Raw genomic sequence first — 16,279 nt, forward strand, 5'->3', positions numbered from 1 at the left:
TCTTTAGATATGTTAAAAATCTATTCTTAATTTACGAATTCTGGATTCGATCTATCGCTCTTTTAACTGTGTTAAAACTTTGTTTTTCATTAGAAATAACTGTAGGGAAATCAAAGTAACTTGCTTCCAAATTGAACTGATTCCATACCGTAAGTAAATACTCTTTGAACTTTACCGTGCGATCATATCTGTCTGAGATATAAAACGATTCAGCTTTTTTTATCATAGGTTGGATTAGATCGTCATTGAATATTGGTGTATCAAAAACCATTGCATCAAGATACGCAAAGTGACCCCTGCCGTCAAATCCGTACAGTTAAACTTGGGAGATTTTAGTTACGCCGCTTGACGATAATAGTCAAACCACACCTGTCTTGGCGATTTATAGCCTAAACCCTTTTGAATTCTCGTTTGGTTGTAGTACAACTCGATATATCTAATGATATCGGTAATAGCGGCAAATCTGGTCTTATAGTCCTGATGATATACCAGCTCATTCTTTAATACACCCCAGAAGCTCTCTATGGGTGCGTTGTCATAACAATTACCTTTGCCACTCATTGAGCCTATAAACTGATGCTGTTTAATAATCTTATGATACGCATGGCTACAATACTGACTGCCTCTGTCAGAGTGAACAATTAGTCCCTTGCTTGGTCTCTTATTCTTAATTGCCATGTTCAATGCTTTGCAAACTAAGTCAGCGGTCATACGTTTGTTGATGGCATAGCCAACCAGCTCTTTGGTATACAAGTCTTTAACGCCTGCTAAGTACAGCCAGCCCTCGGTTGTCCAGATATAGGTGATATCACTGACCCATGCTTCGTTAGGGCGGTTGACGTCAAACTGCTGATCGAGCACGTTGTCATAGACCAGCTTGTTGTGGTTTGAGTCGGTAGTAACTTTAAAACGCTTATGACGACGGCATTTGATACCGTGTTCTTCCTTGATGCTTCTGACCATGTATGGGCTGATATCATATCCTTGCTCATTTAGATGCGCATGCAGACGCTCAAAGCCGTAGCGCTCCTTTGTTTCACTGTGTGCCGCTTTGATTAGTAGCTCAGACTGGTTACGATGTATCTGCTGAGCGCTGATGTCACGACCCAGCCAGTCGTAGTAACTTGAGGGTCTAATATGTAGTACACGGCACATGCTACTGATGCGAAAGAGTTGCTGGTTGTCTTTAACAAAGGCGTACTTTACTAGCTGTGTTTGGCGAAGTACGCCGTCGCCTTTTTTAGAATTTCGCGCTCCTCTTCGGCAACTTTCAGCTGTCGCTTGAGGCGCTTATTCTCTTCTAGCACGGCCATTAGCTGTGGGTCATATTGCTCAGTCCCTGCAAGCTTGCCTTGAGTGGCTTTGTTTTGCCAGTTAGATAGCGTTTGCATGGCTATGCCAAGCTGCTTTGCAGTCGCTGAAACATTACCCTTATTGTCTGCTATCTTCTTAATAGCTTCGGCTTTAAATTCATCGCTGTAGGTTCTTACTTTCTTGACCATGGTAAACTCCTCTTTGAGTCGTTAGTTTACCAAGTTTAATTGTACGGTTTCTTCAGCATAGCTCATGATGCTTCAAATAGCTTATCAGCTTCGAGTCTATGTCCTGTGTCATCCAAATACCAGACAATATCTTCTTCTACAATGCGATCATAAAAATCTGACTTTTCTTCATCAAATTTTATTCGACAAATAAAGTAACTATCATCGTTACTAACCATTTCAAATGGGAAAGCTACACCATAAAATGTTAATATCATTCTAATCCTCGCAACTCTTCCATCTGCGCCGTCATCGCCGTCAACTGCCCTTCTAGCTCAGCTAGTTTCGCCTTTTCAGCATCGACCACTTCCGCAGGGGCTTTACTGACGAAGCCTTCATTACCTAGCTTACGGGCGATGCCTTCTGCTTGACCTTTCAACTTATCATATGACTTACCCAAACGCGCCAACTCAGCCGTTGGATCAATCAGACCTTTCATCGGTACGAGTACACGTAGCTGACCGACCATGCTTGATGACGATAGCGGCACCTCATCGCCTTCTTTGACGATCTCTAGGCTCTCAACTTTGGCAAGCGCTTTAAACTGATTTTTGATACGTGATAGACGCACATCTTCATCAGCAGAGATATTTTGTAGGAGTACTGGCAAGCGTACCGCATTACCGAGTTTCATCTCACCGCGGATATTACGCACGCTCGCGATTAGCTCTTGTAGCCACGCCATATCGGCTTCGACTTGCTCACTGATTTGGGCATCATCCGTTTGTGGATAGTCAGCAACGACGATGCTATCGGTATTTTTACGATTCAATAGCGGTGCGACCGTCTGCCAGATTTGCTCGGTCAGATACGGCATGATTGGATGGCTAAAGCGTAGCGCCGTCTCTAGCACGTGCAGCAATACATAACGAATTTGCGCTTTACGCTCGTCAGATACCGAGTCGTCATTTAGACTGGCTTTGGCAAGCTCAACGTACCAATCACAGTACTCATTCCAGATGAACTCATAGATATCTTGGCTGACCATATCGAGACGATACTGGGCGAAATGCTGATGGATATCGGCAATGGTAGAGTTCAGACGACTCATGATCCATTTTTCTGGTAATTCCCATACATCAGGATTCGCCACTTGGTCAATAGGCTTGGCACTGCCTTCGCTATCGACGCAGTTCATGAGTACAAAACGACTGGCGTTCCAAATTTTATTACAGAAGTTACGATAGCCTTCGACACGCTTTAGATCAAAGTTGATATCGCGACCGGTACTGGCAAGCGAGGTAAAAGTAAAGCGCAGTGCATCGGTACCAAAGGCTGGGATGCCTTCTGGGAACTCTTTACGCGTTTGTTTTTCAATTTTGGCCGCGTCTTTTGGATTCATCATATTGCTGGTGCGTTTTTCTACCAGCGCTTCTAGATCGATACCATCGATTAGGTCAATCGGATCTAAGACGTTACCTTTTGATTTAGACATTTTTTGACCATTGCCATCACGGACCAGACCATGCACATAGACGGTCTTAAACGGTACTTGCGGCGTGCCGTCTTCGTTTTTCACGAAGTGCATGGTCATCATGATCATGCGGGCCACCCAAAAGAAGATAATGTCAAAACCTGTCACGAGCACGCTGGTTGGGTGGAAGGTGTCCATCACGCGTGGATCAGCGTTGACGTCTGCCCAGTCAAGCGTACTGAACGTCCATAGACCAGAGCTGAACCATGTATCGAGTACGTCATCATCTTGGCGCAAAATCACATCATCGCCGAGACTGTATTTACTACGGACTTCAGCTTCGTCACGGGCGACATAAACTTCACCAGTCGCATCGTCATACCACGCAGGGATACGATGTCCCCACCATAACTGACGGCTGATACACCAGTCTTGCAGATCGGTCATCCACGACATATACATGTTTTTGTACTGAGCAGGGACGAACTCGATGCTGCCGTCTTCTACCGCGTCAATCGCAGGCTTGGCCAGCTCTTTGACCGCGACATACCACTGATCGGTCAACCACGGCTCAACGATCGTACCGCCACGCTCAGCTCGCGGAGCTTTTAGCGCATAGTCTTCGATATCTTCTAGCCAGCCTTGCTCACCTGCTTGCTCAACGAGGAACTTACGAGCGGCAAAACGCTCAAGTCCAGCATACTCGCTAGGTGTGGTTTCTAATTCTGGCTCACGCGTTTGCAAGTCAGGATAAACTTCCATCGCTGCTAAGATGTTGGCGCGCTCATCGAGGATATTAATCAATGGCAAGCTATGACGACGACCCAACTCATAATCGTTGAAATCGTGCGCTGGGGTGATTTTTACGCAGCCCGTACCGAAGTCTTTTTCGACATAATCATCAGCGACGATAGGTACGACACGACCCGTAATTGGCAAGGTAATGGTTTTACCGACCAGATGCGCGTAACGCTCATCGCTAGGATTGACTGCGACAGCGGTATCACCAAGGAGTGTTTCAGGACGTGTGGTGGCTACCACCAGATAATTTTTGCCATCTTGAGTCAGCAGCTCTGTATCCGTGAAATGATAGCGGAAATGCCACAAGCTGCCTTTTTCATCATGGTTTTCAACTTCTAAATCAGACAGCGCGGTTTGGAACTTAGGATCCCAGTTGACCAAACGCTTACCACGATAGATAAGACCATCATCGAACAGACGAACGAACACTTCTTTTACCGCGTTAGACAGCCCATCATCCATGGTAAAGCGCTCACGCGACCAATCAACCGAGCTGCCCAAACGGCGTATTTGGCTGGTGATATTGCCGCCCGACTCTTCCTTCCACTCCCACACTTTATCGACGAAGTCTTCACGCGTCATATCACGGCGCTTAATACCTTGCGCCTCCAAACGACGCTCAACGACCATTTGGGTCGCGATACCGGCATGATCCGTACCCGGTTGCCACAGCGTATTGTCACCATCCATGCGGTGATAACGCGTGAGCGCATCCATAATCGCATTGTTAAAGCCATGACCCATGTGCAGCGAGCCTGTGACATTCGGTGGTGGCAACGCGATAGAAAAAGACTCGTCTTTATCAAACGTCGGCTTAAAATAACCGCTTTCTTCCCAGCCTTGATACATGCCTGCTTCAACTTCTGCAGGATTGTAAGCATTCTCTAACTGGCTTAGGGCCGCTTGAATAGATGTAGTGAGGTTGTGGTTACTCATAATGGCATTATCTTTTATTGATTGAATGTGATTAAAGCGAATATAAAAATTAGGAAAATCATGAATAGAGTGATTTTAACGCAGATAGGCAGATTTTGTTAGATGCTAAGGCAATTTATCAGACTTGCAGAGTGGCATTGCTCCATTAATAAGCGCAAAAGCCCATAAACGTCCTCAATCGAATGAGATCCAACAAAATAAGTGCTAGTGATGTTATAAAATATGGGTCATGCTATGAGGTATATTCTATAACATCACTAGCATATAAATGGCGTCTTTATCCTAAAATCATGATCTTATAAACAGCGAGCCGACCGTGTCCAAAGATACCGAGCACACCTACAACAATAGCAGCCACTCTCAAGCTGATGAATCTGACGCTAATGAAATAGACGATAAGCGCTTGATTGATGATAGCGCTTATCAACCATCTGTTGCTGAAGGTAAAGACGTTAGCAAGACTGCGATGCCAGATGATACCGAGGCGACAGAAAGTTTAGAAGACGAAGATTTCTCTGAAGATATGAGCGAAGCAGATAAAGAAACCATCAAAAAAGTCGCCAATGATGATAACTTGAGTCAAGCAAAAAGCTATGCCAGTATCTTGGTTGAGCAAGTGATGGATGCCAAAGAAACCTTTGAGCGCTCACTTGGCTCGCTATTTACCAGTGCCTTTACCGCTGGGCTTGAGATTGGCATTAGCTTCTTTATGATTTTATCGGCTTTTGCGCTGTTGAGTGGCGTACTACCAAGCCAATACGCAATCGTGCTCGCCTCCCTACTTTACCCAATTGGCTTTATCATCGTTGTCATTGGTCAGTCGCTATTATTCACCGAACAAACCTCATTATTAAGCCTACCTGTGCTTAATAAGATTGAACCGCTGCATAAATTACTACGCCTTTGGGGTATTGTCATCGCTGGCAACATCGTTGGCGGCTGTTTGTTTGCCGCATTGATGATAGGTTTGGGTTTAAATATGCAGCTGTTTAGCGTGAGCGACATCGACACTTATGCCGAACACATTTTAGGGTTTAGGTGGTGGGTCATATTTGGTAGTGCCATCTTGGCAGGCTGGATGATGGGAGTCACCGCTTGGCTTGTGACCTCAGCACGCGACACCCTTAGCCGCATCGTTTTGGTAACGCTTATTACTGGCAGTATTGGTTTTTTAGGATTGCACCACAGTATCGTGGGCAACATTGAGATTTTCTCTGCCTTGCTATATGGCAATACCGTCAGCTTGGGGCGTTATTTACTGTTTTTAGTAGTGATATTGCTGGGCAATACCGTCGGCGGCGTGGTGTTTGTGGCGGTACTCAAAAACCGTACCTTCTTATTTCAAATCGAAAAAGTAAAAGAACAAACGGCTAGTGAACAAGCGGAAGCTAGAAGCAGTATAAATACCCGCCGACCTTGACTTGATTGATATTGGTTAATGCTAAATGCTATAAATAGATAATTCACCTATTACCCATAACAAGGTTCAATATTTAAACCTGTTATGGGTTTTCAGCATCTACAGCATACGCGCTGCCAACACGCTATTTTCTATTTCAGATTTTCTCAGCTTATCGTGTTGAGCGCTAAATATACGCACCAAAATCCCCGCGCTTAAGAACATCACCAAGGTATAAATGGCTGGCATCATCGACATGTCGTAGTTAGACAATAGTGTCAATGCCATAAATATCGACAAGGTGCTATTCTGCAAACCGACTTCTAGCGTCACCGAGGTTCTTTGCGCCCAGTTGAGACCGAACCATTTACTACTATAATAACCGAGCGCCATGGTTGAAAGGTTTAATAATACCGATACGGGACCCGTAGCGATAAAGGCGTCGACAATGATATCGCGTTGCACATAGCCCAAAAACAGCACTAAAAACGTTAAAAATATCACCCCAAATCGAGACACATAGACTTGTGAGCGATCGGCAACGGTTGGTGCATAGCGTTTATCAGCATACCGACACTAATAGGCACTATCGTCAGCACCACCAAAGTCAGCATCGTTTTTACTACTGGTAACTCAAACTCACTACCGCTGCCCATAAAATAAATCAATGAAAAGCTCAGCACAATGGGAATGGTAAAGACGGTAATCACGCTCGCAATCGCAGTCATCGTCACCGACAGCGCCACATCGCCTTTAGCCAAATAGGTAAATAAGTTTGAGGTAGTGCCACCCGGACACAATACGAGGAGCATAACCCCGACGGCATACTCTGGGCGTAATGGCATGATATTGGCTAAGGCAAAGCCAATGATAGGTAACAGTATCAACTGATTGGTCAAGCCTATGCCGACTGCCTTTGGATATTTTAAAACCCGTTTAAAATCGTTGGTGACGAGGGTCAGACCCATGCCCCATCATGATTAAAAACAGACAAATAGGAATGATAACTGAATTGACTAACGTGACTATGGCAAGACCTTCCATAACTACATCCTTGTAGATAAGAGCTGTTTATAGATTCATTTTATAGATGAATTTTTAGACCGATTATGCTGATTAAATGACGCCTGATTAGCAATCCTTGCTGAGGCGTGTCCTCATAATCAATAGCCGTTAAACACCGATAATCAATTAAAAAACAGCAAAAAATAAGACATGGTAAAAGCAAGTATATAGGGGTAAAGTCTGCCTTATCTATTTTATTCAACTACTCACCAGTCAGTATCCAAACGTAGGATATCCGCCATATAAAAGTATAGAAAAACTTTAAGGTATACCGTTATTTATATTTTTAGGCTGAGAACGAGCAGATTTGTCGCTAAGAAAGGAATCAATCACACCCGCCACCATCACCACCACTGTCACCACAAGAGTCATTGCTGCTATATCCGCTATGATTACTGTTGTTGATGTCATCTCCAGAAGATGAGCTGGAAGTACGCTTTGAAAGCTTTGTACGACTAGACCAGAGCATCACTTTAAACACACCATAAAACATCAGTAGCCCAAAAACAATCTGTAAAAGTAGCAGGAAGCCCCAGAAGAAAAGTTCAAGCATAATATAGTCGACTCTCTATAATTTCTTGTTAGACATTGATAGCAACGCAAGGATAACTAAGATAAGTGCTTATTTTGGGGATAAGAAAGAACATAAGATTAAGAATATATCTTAAATTGGCAGGACTTTAGTGACGGTCAGTACTGATAACTGCCGTACCATAGGCAATAGCTTCGACCATGCTGCCCAATTGATTGATATTGCTAACTTCTAGACGTAAGCCGTAGATATGGTTATAGCCTTTGGCTTGTGCTTCGGTACGCATACGTACAAGAGCCTCGCGGCGGGCACGGTCGAGTAAGGTCTCGTAAGTGGTCAAGTTTTTGCCAAAAATGCTCAACAGCCTAGCGATAATCATTTTGAAATAATCTTGGGCAATAACCACGCTACCAAGTACCAGCTCACCTTCAGTATTGGCAACAAGTTTCGGCACATAAAAGCGCTCACTTGAGACCATAATATGGCTTAATTCTTGCTCTGCAACGCTTAACTGCGCGAGATGTTGGCGCTCATGACGCGACCCAAAAAACCAACCAGCAGCGAATAGTAAAATAAACGGTGCGTAATTGATAAGCATTTGGGTAAGGGAATTATTCATGGCACGTCTCTTGTCATAAACTTATCAGAAAAAAATATCGATGCTTTAAGATTTGGTTAGCTAACCAAAAGGGTTGAAACGTGGCAAGTCATCGGTCGCTGTCGGTGCAGAATTTTGTAGATTTGGCTGTTGACCAGACTGATGATGATGAGAGTCGCTTGGTGGGGTTTGATAGACTTGCTGCGGCATCGGTATGGCTTTAACCGCGGTACCATAGACAAACAGCTCAGAAGCGCCTTGGGCAATGCTAGAGGTCGAAAACCGCAGACCTACCACGGCATCAGCACCCAAGGCTTCTGCCTTGATGACCATACGATCGATCGCTTCTTGGCGTGACTCTTCTAACAGCTCGGTGTAGGCCGTCAGCTCACCACCAACGATATTTTTTAGCCCAGCAAACAAGTCTTTGCCGACGTGTTTTGAGCGTACTGTACTGCCGTACACCACATCTAAACGCTCGGTGATCTGATAGTTGGGCAAATGCTCAAGATTGGAGAGTTGCACAGTCATAATACGACCTTATCGGTGACGTTATATAGACAGCGTCAACTTGGATATAGACCAAACCACGCTGTCCGTATATTGATAAAAAAGGCTAATCGTTGGTATGGAACAATAAAAATAATTCAGTCAAATTGCCTTCGATGCTATTGGCCATTTGTGCCAGCTTGTCTTCATCTTTACGCATCTCTGCAAGCTCTGGATCTTCATCATCGATACCGCTTAGCAAAATCATTGGTAAGGTCAAGACAGCCACATCTTCAGCCGTTTCTTCATCTTCAAACCAATCGCTGGCTTCATCGCCATACATCGCATCAACAAAGCCAATGGACCAAGCAACGATATCTGATTCATCTGAAAAATCGACAGCCACTTCTTCATCACCCGCATCTTCACCAAACGGTAGCTCAATAGGCGTCTCATTTTTTAGCTCAGCGATAATAGAATCGCGCCAGCGCTGAATACCGTCGATGACGTTTTCTGGAATTTCACTAACATGACCTTCAAACAGTGCATCCAGCCAATTCGGTAATGGACGCCCAATGACTGTCGCTGTCAAAAAACCATGCGCGGCGACACTATCAAGCACAAACGGGCTCTCTTGATTGTCCAAATAGTCTAATAATTCATCGAAGCTTAGTTGGTTACTCATGATGTAATTGTCCTTGAAAGATAGAGTGCGGCAGTCGCCATAAACGATCGGTTAAGTGCAGAATAGTGGATAATTTGAAGGTAAAAATGGTTTCGGTAAAGCACCCAAACCATCTTTATAAAATAAGAATCATTGCATAGAGCGGGTTGCTAGCAACCGTCAAAAAGTAACGATTGCGATATCATTAGCATTACACTGTCAGCTAATATGCCGTTATTAAAAGGCTTTAGTCGGCTTAAATGACTGAGCACTTTCACATTAGGCTATGACTTAAGTTTAAAAACTAAAGATCGTCATCATCCCAATCATCGCCATCTTCATCGAAATTGTCTATATCGTCTAGATCATCCTTTAGCTCTTTGGCCAAACGCTTTTCTTCTAGCAGATTATCGATCAGTCGACGCTTCTCAAGACTACTTAAGCGCGTACGCACGCTCGTCTCGGCCTCTTCCACCATCTTTGCATCATCATCGTCGACAAAATCATCATCAAAATCGTCGTCAATATCAGCGTCACTCATGACAAACTCCTATCATTTTTAGCAAGGGTATTAAGAATACATTAATATATATATGCCTTATAAAGTCCCTACTTCACGTTGTCAATGCTTTTTATTATTACTGCCCTATTTTTAGGCTATATAAACATAACGACAGAGACAATATCTCAGACAATTGTATAGTAATAAGCGAATATAAGCAGCATTAAATAGCCGACTCATCTGCGCTTTCAATCATCAATACCGCATTGCGCACATCTGCTAAGCGTTGAATCATCGAATCGTTGCCACCATCGAACACCGCGCATTCACGCTCATAAACCGTGGTTGGGCGCATGATACTCTGCACCTGCACATGGTGGCTGATTTGCTTAAGACCTGCATTGGGCAACAAAATCAGCATCTGCTCTTTTTTGCCGACGCTGTGTAATAATTGCGTCATTGCTTGCGCCTGTGCATCATCGCTGACACCTGCTTTAGCAGGTAGTGCAAAGCGACTTAGCTCAATGTGCTTGTCATGGATGATTTTGTTGAGCATCAAATACAGCTTGCCAAGCATTACACCTGCTAACGCCACTTTGGCATGGCTATTGTCCGCCTTTAACAACACGCTAGCACCCGTGTCATCGAAACGTGGCTCGTTCATCGCGCTGACACCCAACAACAATGGCTGCTTAAGTAACTCGGTCACCGCTTGGTTTAATAGCTGCGTACATAATGCCAAATAAGGTAAACGCTGAGCCGGTGCCAGACGCTCAAGCATATTGAACTCGTCATGGAATACAATCTGCACTCTCACACTGTCAAATGAGCGGGTGGCAGACAACCGAGAGGCGCTACCAGATTTAGAAGCGCGGCTTATCTCATCTTGGGCAGCACCATTTGCTGCATCATGCTCCGCTCGCTCTTCAGTCGTACTATCGATAGGCTGACTATCAGAACCAGTGGTATCAGTCGCCGCTTGATTTTGTTGCGTTCTTAAATACTGGTTTACTTCACTATGTACATCCAATTTGTGTGCATTGGCTGGCTGACCGTCCGTCGCACTCTCTACAGAATGCTCCGAAGTTTCTCTATCCGTATCTGTGGCACGGCGTTCAAACTCCCGATCATAACTGCGCTGATCGATTTGCATATACTGCTCACGATGCAAATCTTGAATATCGCGGCTAAGCGCGTTAATTTGCTCTTTGGTTGGGCGAGCAAGATAACCATAAACCAGCCAAAGCAACAAATGCAGCAGCATCGTACCGATGACGAACGGCCATTGCATAGCGATAATCTCGCCTTTGCTAATATCTTTTAACGTCAACGACACACTGCCAATCACCGAATCGCCATTGGTGGCAATCTGCCGAATGGTATCACCTTGCTGCATGGGCGCATTGCCAACAGGCACCAAAATGTCGTCGTTATTGTCTTTAATCAATATGCGCGTCACGTCTTGCTCGCTGGTATAGCGATTGGCAATTACACTTAAGCTGACACGGTCTTTATTTTCTAAAGACAACCTTGCTTCATCAATCAGCTGGGCGACCATCTGCTCGCCTTTTAACGCACGACTTTTGCTCAGCTGTTGATCGGTGCTGATGACCAATAACAACGTCTGCAAACAAAAACTAACCAGAAGAATAATGGCAAACAACCCTTGCCGCGGCGCTAAATACGTCATGATATGGTAAACTTTTTTGGATAAGAGAAATTAAAAAAAACAAGGCTATCCCTCATTTTTTGGCGAATTTAAAAAAACTATAATAGTGCGTATCTTAACAAGTATGTATTGAATTTAAGTACCATAACCCGACACCTCTGTTGTTGCCTAAAATAGCATTTACAACAAGATTTGGTTACTTAAAAACTGCTGTCTCAAATACTAATACTCAGGATAATCTACGGCACATTTGGTAAGCGGCGACTGAGAGCATTATTGTGAATATCATCATGAATACAGACCGCTTATCTTATCTACTATATCACCATAATAAGTCTTATAGCGTTAGTAGATTTATAAATTTATCATAATAATCACATTCAATTTCAAATGATTTTTCAACGATTGCTGCCATCTTTAATCGACGGTGATACTTTGCGCGTCATCTATAGGCGCTGCCGAGTAAAGCTGCTATTATTCCCAATCTTATATGAGCATACAAGGGACCATTGAGCCATGCCACACAATACATCTTACTCGTTACCAAAAGACAGCAAAGCATGGCAACAAGCCGTTGACTCTATTGCGTCACTGTTACCAGATAACACGAACTTACAAGATTTTGATGCGCTACAGTCCCTGCCAGTTTTTGCTCTTATTGTTGTGCTACCGACCAAAATATCGACGCTTGATATCCACCAGTATGTGCAATCATGGGTCGATGAACAGCCAAGCTGGCATTTGGTCACCGTCGCTGAAGATACTGATGCCAGTTTTGTCAATATTACCGTTTCTGATACAGAGCCAACAGCAGCAAACGCACAGCGCTTGCCTTTTACCCAAGCACAAGTATTCCGATATTTGTTGGTACCAGTCACTGATACGCTCATGCATCCTGGCAAAAAGACCGCAGCAGCTCACATCATTGATGATCAGCTGACCACGCGCTTGCGTCATGACTTGACCGAAGCTTATAACGATAGTCATCAAGCGAGCAGTGCTGAACGCTTGGATATTGTCGATTGCCATATTTTATCAGTCGGTCATATGCTACGTACCCACAAGCTTGCCTGCTTTGATATGGATTCCACCTTAATCGAGCAAGAAGTCATCGTTGAGTTGGCAAAAACAGCGGGCATCGGCGAAGAAGTCGAAGCAATTACGGAAGCGGCAATGCGCGGTGAGATGGATTTTGATGAATCTTTTGCCCAGCGTGTGGCGTTACTAAAAGGCATCTCGACCGATGTGCTGGATGATATCTGCAGCCGCCTAACACTATCAATGGGCGCTCGCACTACCATCAGTGCACTAAAAGCCTTGGGCTACCATACCGTACTGGTATCAGGTGGTTTTACCTACTTTGCGCGCTATATCGCTGAGCAATTAGGCATTGACGAAGTTCACGCCAACGCCCTAGATATCGACGAAGGGGAAGTCACTGGTCACGTACAGCTGCCCATCGTCAATGGTGCCAAAAAAGCAGCTATCGTTGAGCATACTGCTGAACGTTTAGGCATCGAGATGTCACAAGTAGTCTGTATCGGTGACGGTGCCAATGATTTACCGATGATGGCCATTGCAGACCTAGGCGTCGCCTATCATGCTAAGCCCATTGTCCAAGCACGTGCTGATGCCGCCATCAATGTCACAGGGCTTGAAGGCATATTTTATGCCCTTGGTTATCCAGCACTTGCGCCTGCTGAGTAACGACTACACTCGCAACACCATACCATGGAGCTAGGTTAGTGTTTTTAACATTAATCTGGCTTTTATGTCTTATTACATTGCTACATTCAATTTTCGCATCACTGTCCTAGCATACTTAGCGGCATCGCATTAACTTTCACTGTGTTTTTCAATAAAAAAAGGATTGTCCATGACGGCATCACCATCACCGCGGCAAAATGAGCCGTCAGCGCCACAACCACTGGATAAGAGCAGCATTGCTGCATCCTCCGATAGTCCAAAGCAACTATTTGGGGTTTATATCAGAGGAATGGCGATGGGGGCAGCGGATATCGTACCGGGTGTCTCTGGCGGCACCATTGCGCTGATTGCCGGTATTTATGAGCGCTTAATTAACGCCCTGAGTAGCATCGGCCCCAATCTCTGGCAGATATTTCGACAGGAAGGCGGAATCAAAGGTTTGGTTGCAGTGTGGCGACAAGTTGATGCCACTTTTTTGTTATTTTTGTTATTGGGAATCGCCACCAGTTTTGCTACTTTAGCCGGTATTATCAAGCATCTATTAGATAATCAGCCGTTATTTATTTGGTCGTTCTTTTTTGGACTGGTTGTCGCAACGGTATTTATATTATTGAGTGAGATTCAGCGTTGGAATATAGGGCGAGCAGCACTATTCGTGACTGGTCTTGTTGCCGCTGTAGTCATTAGCAGCTTACCATTACTTACGACCACACCAAGCTTGCCTTATTTGTTTTTTGCTGGCGCAGTCGCTATTTGTGCCATGATACTGCCCGGTATATCTGGATCTTTTATCTTATTACTATTAGGTGCTTATGACGCAGTATTAGAAGCCGTACATAGCCTTAACTTTACGATAATCTTCACAGTCATTGCGGGTATGGCGACGGGATTATTATTATTTACTCGCGCACTTAAATGGCTATTGTCTCGCTACTATCAGGCAACTTTGGCCTTGCTCACAGGTTTTATCGCAGGCTCGCTTGTGAAAGTATGGCCATGGAAAGTAGATGCGTTAGGCGCGCTTAACAGTAACGCGATAAACAACGTGATGCCATGGCAATATCCTACTGGTCCACATTGGCTAACCACTGTAGGACTGATGCTGTTAGGCGCGATTTTAGTCTCACTATTGTCTTGGTGGGGCACTCGTAGCAATCGCGCTTAACCCTACCTTAAATCTGCATCATTCTCTTTTTAAAACCTAAAAACCCTCCTATACACTCTTAATAATAAGCGCCCATCCTTGCGGCGCTTATGCTTAAACCTTGCCATACAAAACCATCAAAATGTGCTAAAAAACCAAACGTCAACGGTTGTCGCAAAGTCGCCTGTCCCCTCTTTAGCTTTGTTCCCGAAACTTTCATAATGACCCTATTGGAGTTCACCTTATGAATAGCGAGATGAATGATGTTACTGACTATATTTTCGGTTATTGGTATAGAAACGTGGAGCACGGCGGCACTGCTTGGTTATAGCTTGCTGGCAGGCTTGATTTTGGCGCTTGCCTTATCCTCACAGCGCTGGCTGCTCTGGTATCTATTTGGTGGTATGGCATATTGGCTAGCGGTTGAGGCGATTCAAAGCATTGTGGCGGCTCGTCCTATGCTATCAGAGCTGTCAGAATGGCACAGCTATATCATCGCCATGGGTATCAGTTGGTTGCCTTTAGCGGGCTGGGTGCTGTATCGGGCACTACGTTACGAGGATGTCAGTCAATCCGTTCAGCAGCAGCGTCAATTGCAAGCGGCACGCTATATCGAGCACACGCCTGTTTATGATGACGACTATCAACCGCGCTTCCACTGATAGAGTCGCGCTTATATCAACGAGCGACGCTGTTAGGTTGGCTCATTTTCTACTTACGGTCCTTTCACTTGCCTTGTATATAACCTGTATTACATTATCTTTATCCGACTGTATCTCGTCCAAAAATTACGATTAGCCTGCCGTCAAATTCGCTCAATCTAGCATAGGTAGTGCGAGCATTCATTTTCGTTGCTATTCTGTTTTCTACTGTCATTTTTATAAATATTAACAACTGGTTTTAATCAAGATGACGTCATTGGATGTTACAAGATACTTAACGCTCTCTACGTAACTCCTAAAGAATAGCAACCTCTCTATCGTTTATAATCTAGTTATATATTTGTCACAAAAATTGTTATAAAGTACGCATTATTTTGCGTCTCATTCTTTAGGAGTTCGATTATGTTTACTGTTCCTGTATTAGATATTAAATCTGATCCGTTAGATGTGCTATTGGCTGTGATTGGCTATCGTTTGTCCATGCTTGCTGATAGTGATAACGAAGATGTGAAAGCACTATTCGCTGATCGCAATGTTACGATTGAGCTTGCCAGCACTGAAGCGGATATCGCCCGTTATTTTGTCTTTGATAATGGGAGCTTCAGCCAATACAGTGGTCATGCTAAAAAAGCAGACCTCACCATCAATTTCAAGGATTCGATGACAGGTGTTAAGCTTTTGACCAAAGGCAATCTTCCTGCCTTTATGACTGCTGTACAAGAAGGTAACCTCAGCATCGAAGGCGATTACAGCCTAATGATGTGGTTCAATAAGCTTGCTAAGCATATCGTGCCAGCTGTTCCAGAAGAATGTAAACCTTATATCCAAAAAGCCAAGCCTTATGCTTATAAAGCACAAAAACTTGCCAACCATTGGATTGGGGTTGCTAAGCACAAACTTGGCAAATAATGACGTAAATAGAGCGACGTAAATAAAGAAAACAGATCACGACTATTTAGCGCTCAGTTACTTTACTCTTTCGCAGTGTTCTGATTTTCTAAAAAGGTTGCGGTATACTATATCGCAGCCTTTTTTATTACCTAAAATTTTATGGCTTTACACACAACTCTTTTAACCACTATTCTCTTCAAAATGATTGTTTCAAAAACTATTATAAAAGGAATTATATGATGGCAGGATTACTTAACATCTCAGA

15 protein-coding genes are annotated in these 16,279 nt (G+C 44.1%); 5 read left to right on the top strand and 10 right to left on the bottom strand.

The window, feature by feature from the left end:
* Positions 1-336 precede the first annotated feature (336 nt).
* The 3 genes from JMV76_RS09630 to JMV76_RS09640 all read right to left on the bottom strand — a co-directional run bounded on the left by JMV76_RS09630 (position 337) and on the right by JMV76_RS09640 (position 4,692).
* A protein-coding gene (locus JMV76_RS09630; protein ID WP_201502525.1) for an IS3 family transposase occupies positions 337-1,502 on the bottom strand; the annotation gives its coding sequence in 2 pieces (ribosomal slippage) (positions 337-1,244 and positions 1,244-1,502; 1,167 coding nt in all).
* Positions 1,503-1,564: 62 nt separating this feature from the next.
* On the bottom strand, positions 1,565-1,759 hold the full coding sequence (locus JMV76_RS09635; RefSeq protein ID WP_201502526.1) for a hypothetical protein: 195 nt from the start codon (positions 1,757-1,759) through the stop codon (positions 1,565-1,567).
* Positions 1,756-4,692, bottom strand: coding sequence for a valine--tRNA ligase (locus JMV76_RS09640; protein WP_201502527.1), 2,937 nt, complete (start codon positions 4,690-4,692; stop codon positions 1,756-1,758). Before JMV76_RS09640 ends, JMV76_RS09635 begins: the two co-directional genes overlap by 4 nt.
* A 316-nt stretch (positions 4,693-5,008) precedes the next feature.
* Here JMV76_RS09640 and JMV76_RS09645 point away from each other — a divergent pair, with 316 nt between their 5' ends.
* The gene (locus tag JMV76_RS09645) at positions 5,009-6,112 is read left to right on the top strand and encodes a formate/nitrite transporter family protein (protein ID WP_201502528.1); all 1,104 of its coding nucleotides are present in this window, start codon (positions 5,009-5,011) and stop codon (positions 6,110-6,112) included.
* Positions 6,113-6,211: 99 nt separating this feature from the next.
* Here JMV76_RS09645 and JMV76_RS14870 read toward each other — a convergent pair whose 3' ends face one another.
* The 7 genes from JMV76_RS14870 to JMV76_RS09675 form a co-directional block, all read right to left on the bottom strand.
* On the bottom strand, positions 6,212-6,610 hold the full coding sequence (locus JMV76_RS14870; RefSeq protein WP_227690297.1) for a hypothetical protein: 399 nt from the start codon (positions 6,608-6,610) through the stop codon (positions 6,212-6,214).
* Complete coding sequence (locus tag JMV76_RS14875; RefSeq protein ID WP_227690275.1) at positions 6,592-7,059, bottom strand: bile acid:sodium symporter family protein; 468 nt, start codon at positions 7,057-7,059, stop codon at positions 6,592-6,594. The genes JMV76_RS14870 and JMV76_RS14875 overlap by 19 nt, the downstream gene beginning before the upstream one ends.
* Before the next feature lie 777 nt (positions 7,060-7,836).
* Entirely contained in the window at positions 7,837-8,307 is a 471-nt protein-coding gene (locus tag JMV76_RS09655; protein WP_193009056.1) for a YbjQ family protein, read from the bottom strand.
* 60 nt (positions 8,308-8,367) lie between these two features.
* The gene (locus JMV76_RS09660) at positions 8,368-8,817 is read right to left on the bottom strand and encodes a YbjQ family protein (RefSeq protein WP_193009057.1); all 450 of its coding nucleotides are present in this window, start codon (positions 8,815-8,817) and stop codon (positions 8,368-8,370) included.
* Between the two features lie 85 nt (positions 8,818-8,902).
* Positions 8,903-9,460 carry a YecA/YgfB family protein gene (locus JMV76_RS09665; RefSeq protein WP_055124803.1) on the bottom strand — a complete coding sequence of 186 codons (558 nt, stop codon included), beginning with the start codon at positions 9,458-9,460 and terminating at the stop codon, positions 8,903-8,905.
* Between the two features lie 283 nt (positions 9,461-9,743).
* Positions 9,744-9,980, bottom strand: coding sequence for a PA3496 family putative envelope integrity protein (locus JMV76_RS09670; protein ID WP_045443968.1), 237 nt, complete (start codon positions 9,978-9,980; stop codon positions 9,744-9,746).
* A gap of 184 nt (positions 9,981-10,164) precedes the next feature.
* Positions 10,165-11,631 (bottom strand): hypothetical protein, encoded by a 1,467-nt coding sequence (locus JMV76_RS09675; protein WP_201502529.1) that lies wholly within the window; start codon positions 11,629-11,631, stop codon positions 10,165-10,167.
* Between the two features lie 495 nt (positions 11,632-12,126).
* Here JMV76_RS09675 and serB point away from each other — a divergent pair, with 495 nt between their 5' ends.
* From serB to JMV76_RS09695, 4 genes are all read left to right on the top strand, one after another.
* Positions 12,127-13,317, top strand: a complete 1,191-nt coding sequence (gene serB / locus JMV76_RS09680; protein ID WP_201502530.1) for a phosphoserine phosphatase SerB — start codon at positions 12,127-12,129, stop codon at positions 13,315-13,317.
* Positions 13,318-13,486: 169 nt separating this feature from the next.
* Complete coding sequence (locus tag JMV76_RS09685) at positions 13,487-14,482, top strand: DUF368 domain-containing protein (RefSeq protein WP_201502531.1); 996 nt, start codon at positions 13,487-13,489, stop codon at positions 14,480-14,482.
* Between the two features lie 239 nt (positions 14,483-14,721).
* Positions 14,722-15,123, top strand: a complete 402-nt coding sequence (gene aciT / locus JMV76_RS09690) for an AciT family ciprofloxacin tolerance protein (protein ID WP_227690277.1) — start codon at positions 14,722-14,724, stop codon at positions 15,121-15,123.
* A gap of 402 nt (positions 15,124-15,525) precedes the next feature.
* Positions 15,526-16,032 carry an SCP2 sterol-binding domain-containing protein gene (locus JMV76_RS09695; RefSeq protein ID WP_198330565.1) on the top strand — a complete coding sequence of 169 codons (507 nt, stop codon included), beginning with the start codon at positions 15,526-15,528 and terminating at the stop codon, positions 16,030-16,032.
* Positions 16,033-16,279: the final 247 nt, after the last annotated feature.

This window comes from Psychrobacter cibarius (assembly GCF_904845955.1).
GTDB lineage: Bacteria > Pseudomonadota > Gammaproteobacteria > Pseudomonadales > Moraxellaceae > Psychrobacter > Psychrobacter cibarius_B.

Excerpts from the sequence above, each read along its gene's own strand:
- JMV76_RS09660 (WP_193009057.1), bottom strand. The coding sequence starts at position 8,817 with ATGACTGTGCAACTCTCCAATCTTGAGCATTTGCCCAACTATCAGATC.
- JMV76_RS09640 (WP_201502527.1), bottom strand. The coding sequence starts at position 4,692 with ATGAGTAACCACAACCTCACTACATCTATTCAAGCGGCCCTAAGCCAG.
- JMV76_RS09635 (WP_201502526.1), bottom strand. The coding sequence starts at position 1,759 with ATGATATTAACATTTTATGGTGTAGCTTTCCCATTTGAAATGGTTAGT.
- aciT (WP_227690277.1), top strand. The coding sequence starts at position 14,722 with ATGATGTTACTGACTATATTTTCGGTTATTGGTATAGAAACGTGGAGC.
- serB (WP_201502530.1), top strand. The coding sequence starts at position 12,127 with ATGCCACACAATACATCTTACTCGTTACCAAAAGACAGCAAAGCATGG.
- JMV76_RS09675 (WP_201502529.1), bottom strand. The coding sequence starts at position 11,631 with ATGACGTATTTAGCGCCGCGGCAAGGGTTGTTTGCCATTATTCTTCTG.
- JMV76_RS09655 (WP_193009056.1), bottom strand. The coding sequence starts at position 8,307 with ATGAATAATTCCCTTACCCAAATGCTTATCAATTACGCACCGTTTATT.
- JMV76_RS09665 (WP_055124803.1), bottom strand. The coding sequence starts at position 9,460 with ATGAGTAACCAACTAAGCTTCGATGAATTATTAGACTATTTGGACAAT.
- JMV76_RS09685 (WP_201502531.1), top strand. The coding sequence starts at position 13,487 with ATGACGGCATCACCATCACCGCGGCAAAATGAGCCGTCAGCGCCACAA.
- JMV76_RS09670 (WP_045443968.1), bottom strand. The coding sequence starts at position 9,980 with ATGAGTGACGCTGATATTGACGACGATTTTGATGATGATTTTGTCGAC.
- JMV76_RS09695 (WP_198330565.1), top strand. The coding sequence starts at position 15,526 with ATGTTTACTGTTCCTGTATTAGATATTAAATCTGATCCGTTAGATGTG.
- JMV76_RS14875 (WP_227690275.1), bottom strand. The coding sequence starts at position 7,059 with ATGGGTCTGACCCTCGTCACCAACGATTTTAAACGGGTTTTAAAATAT.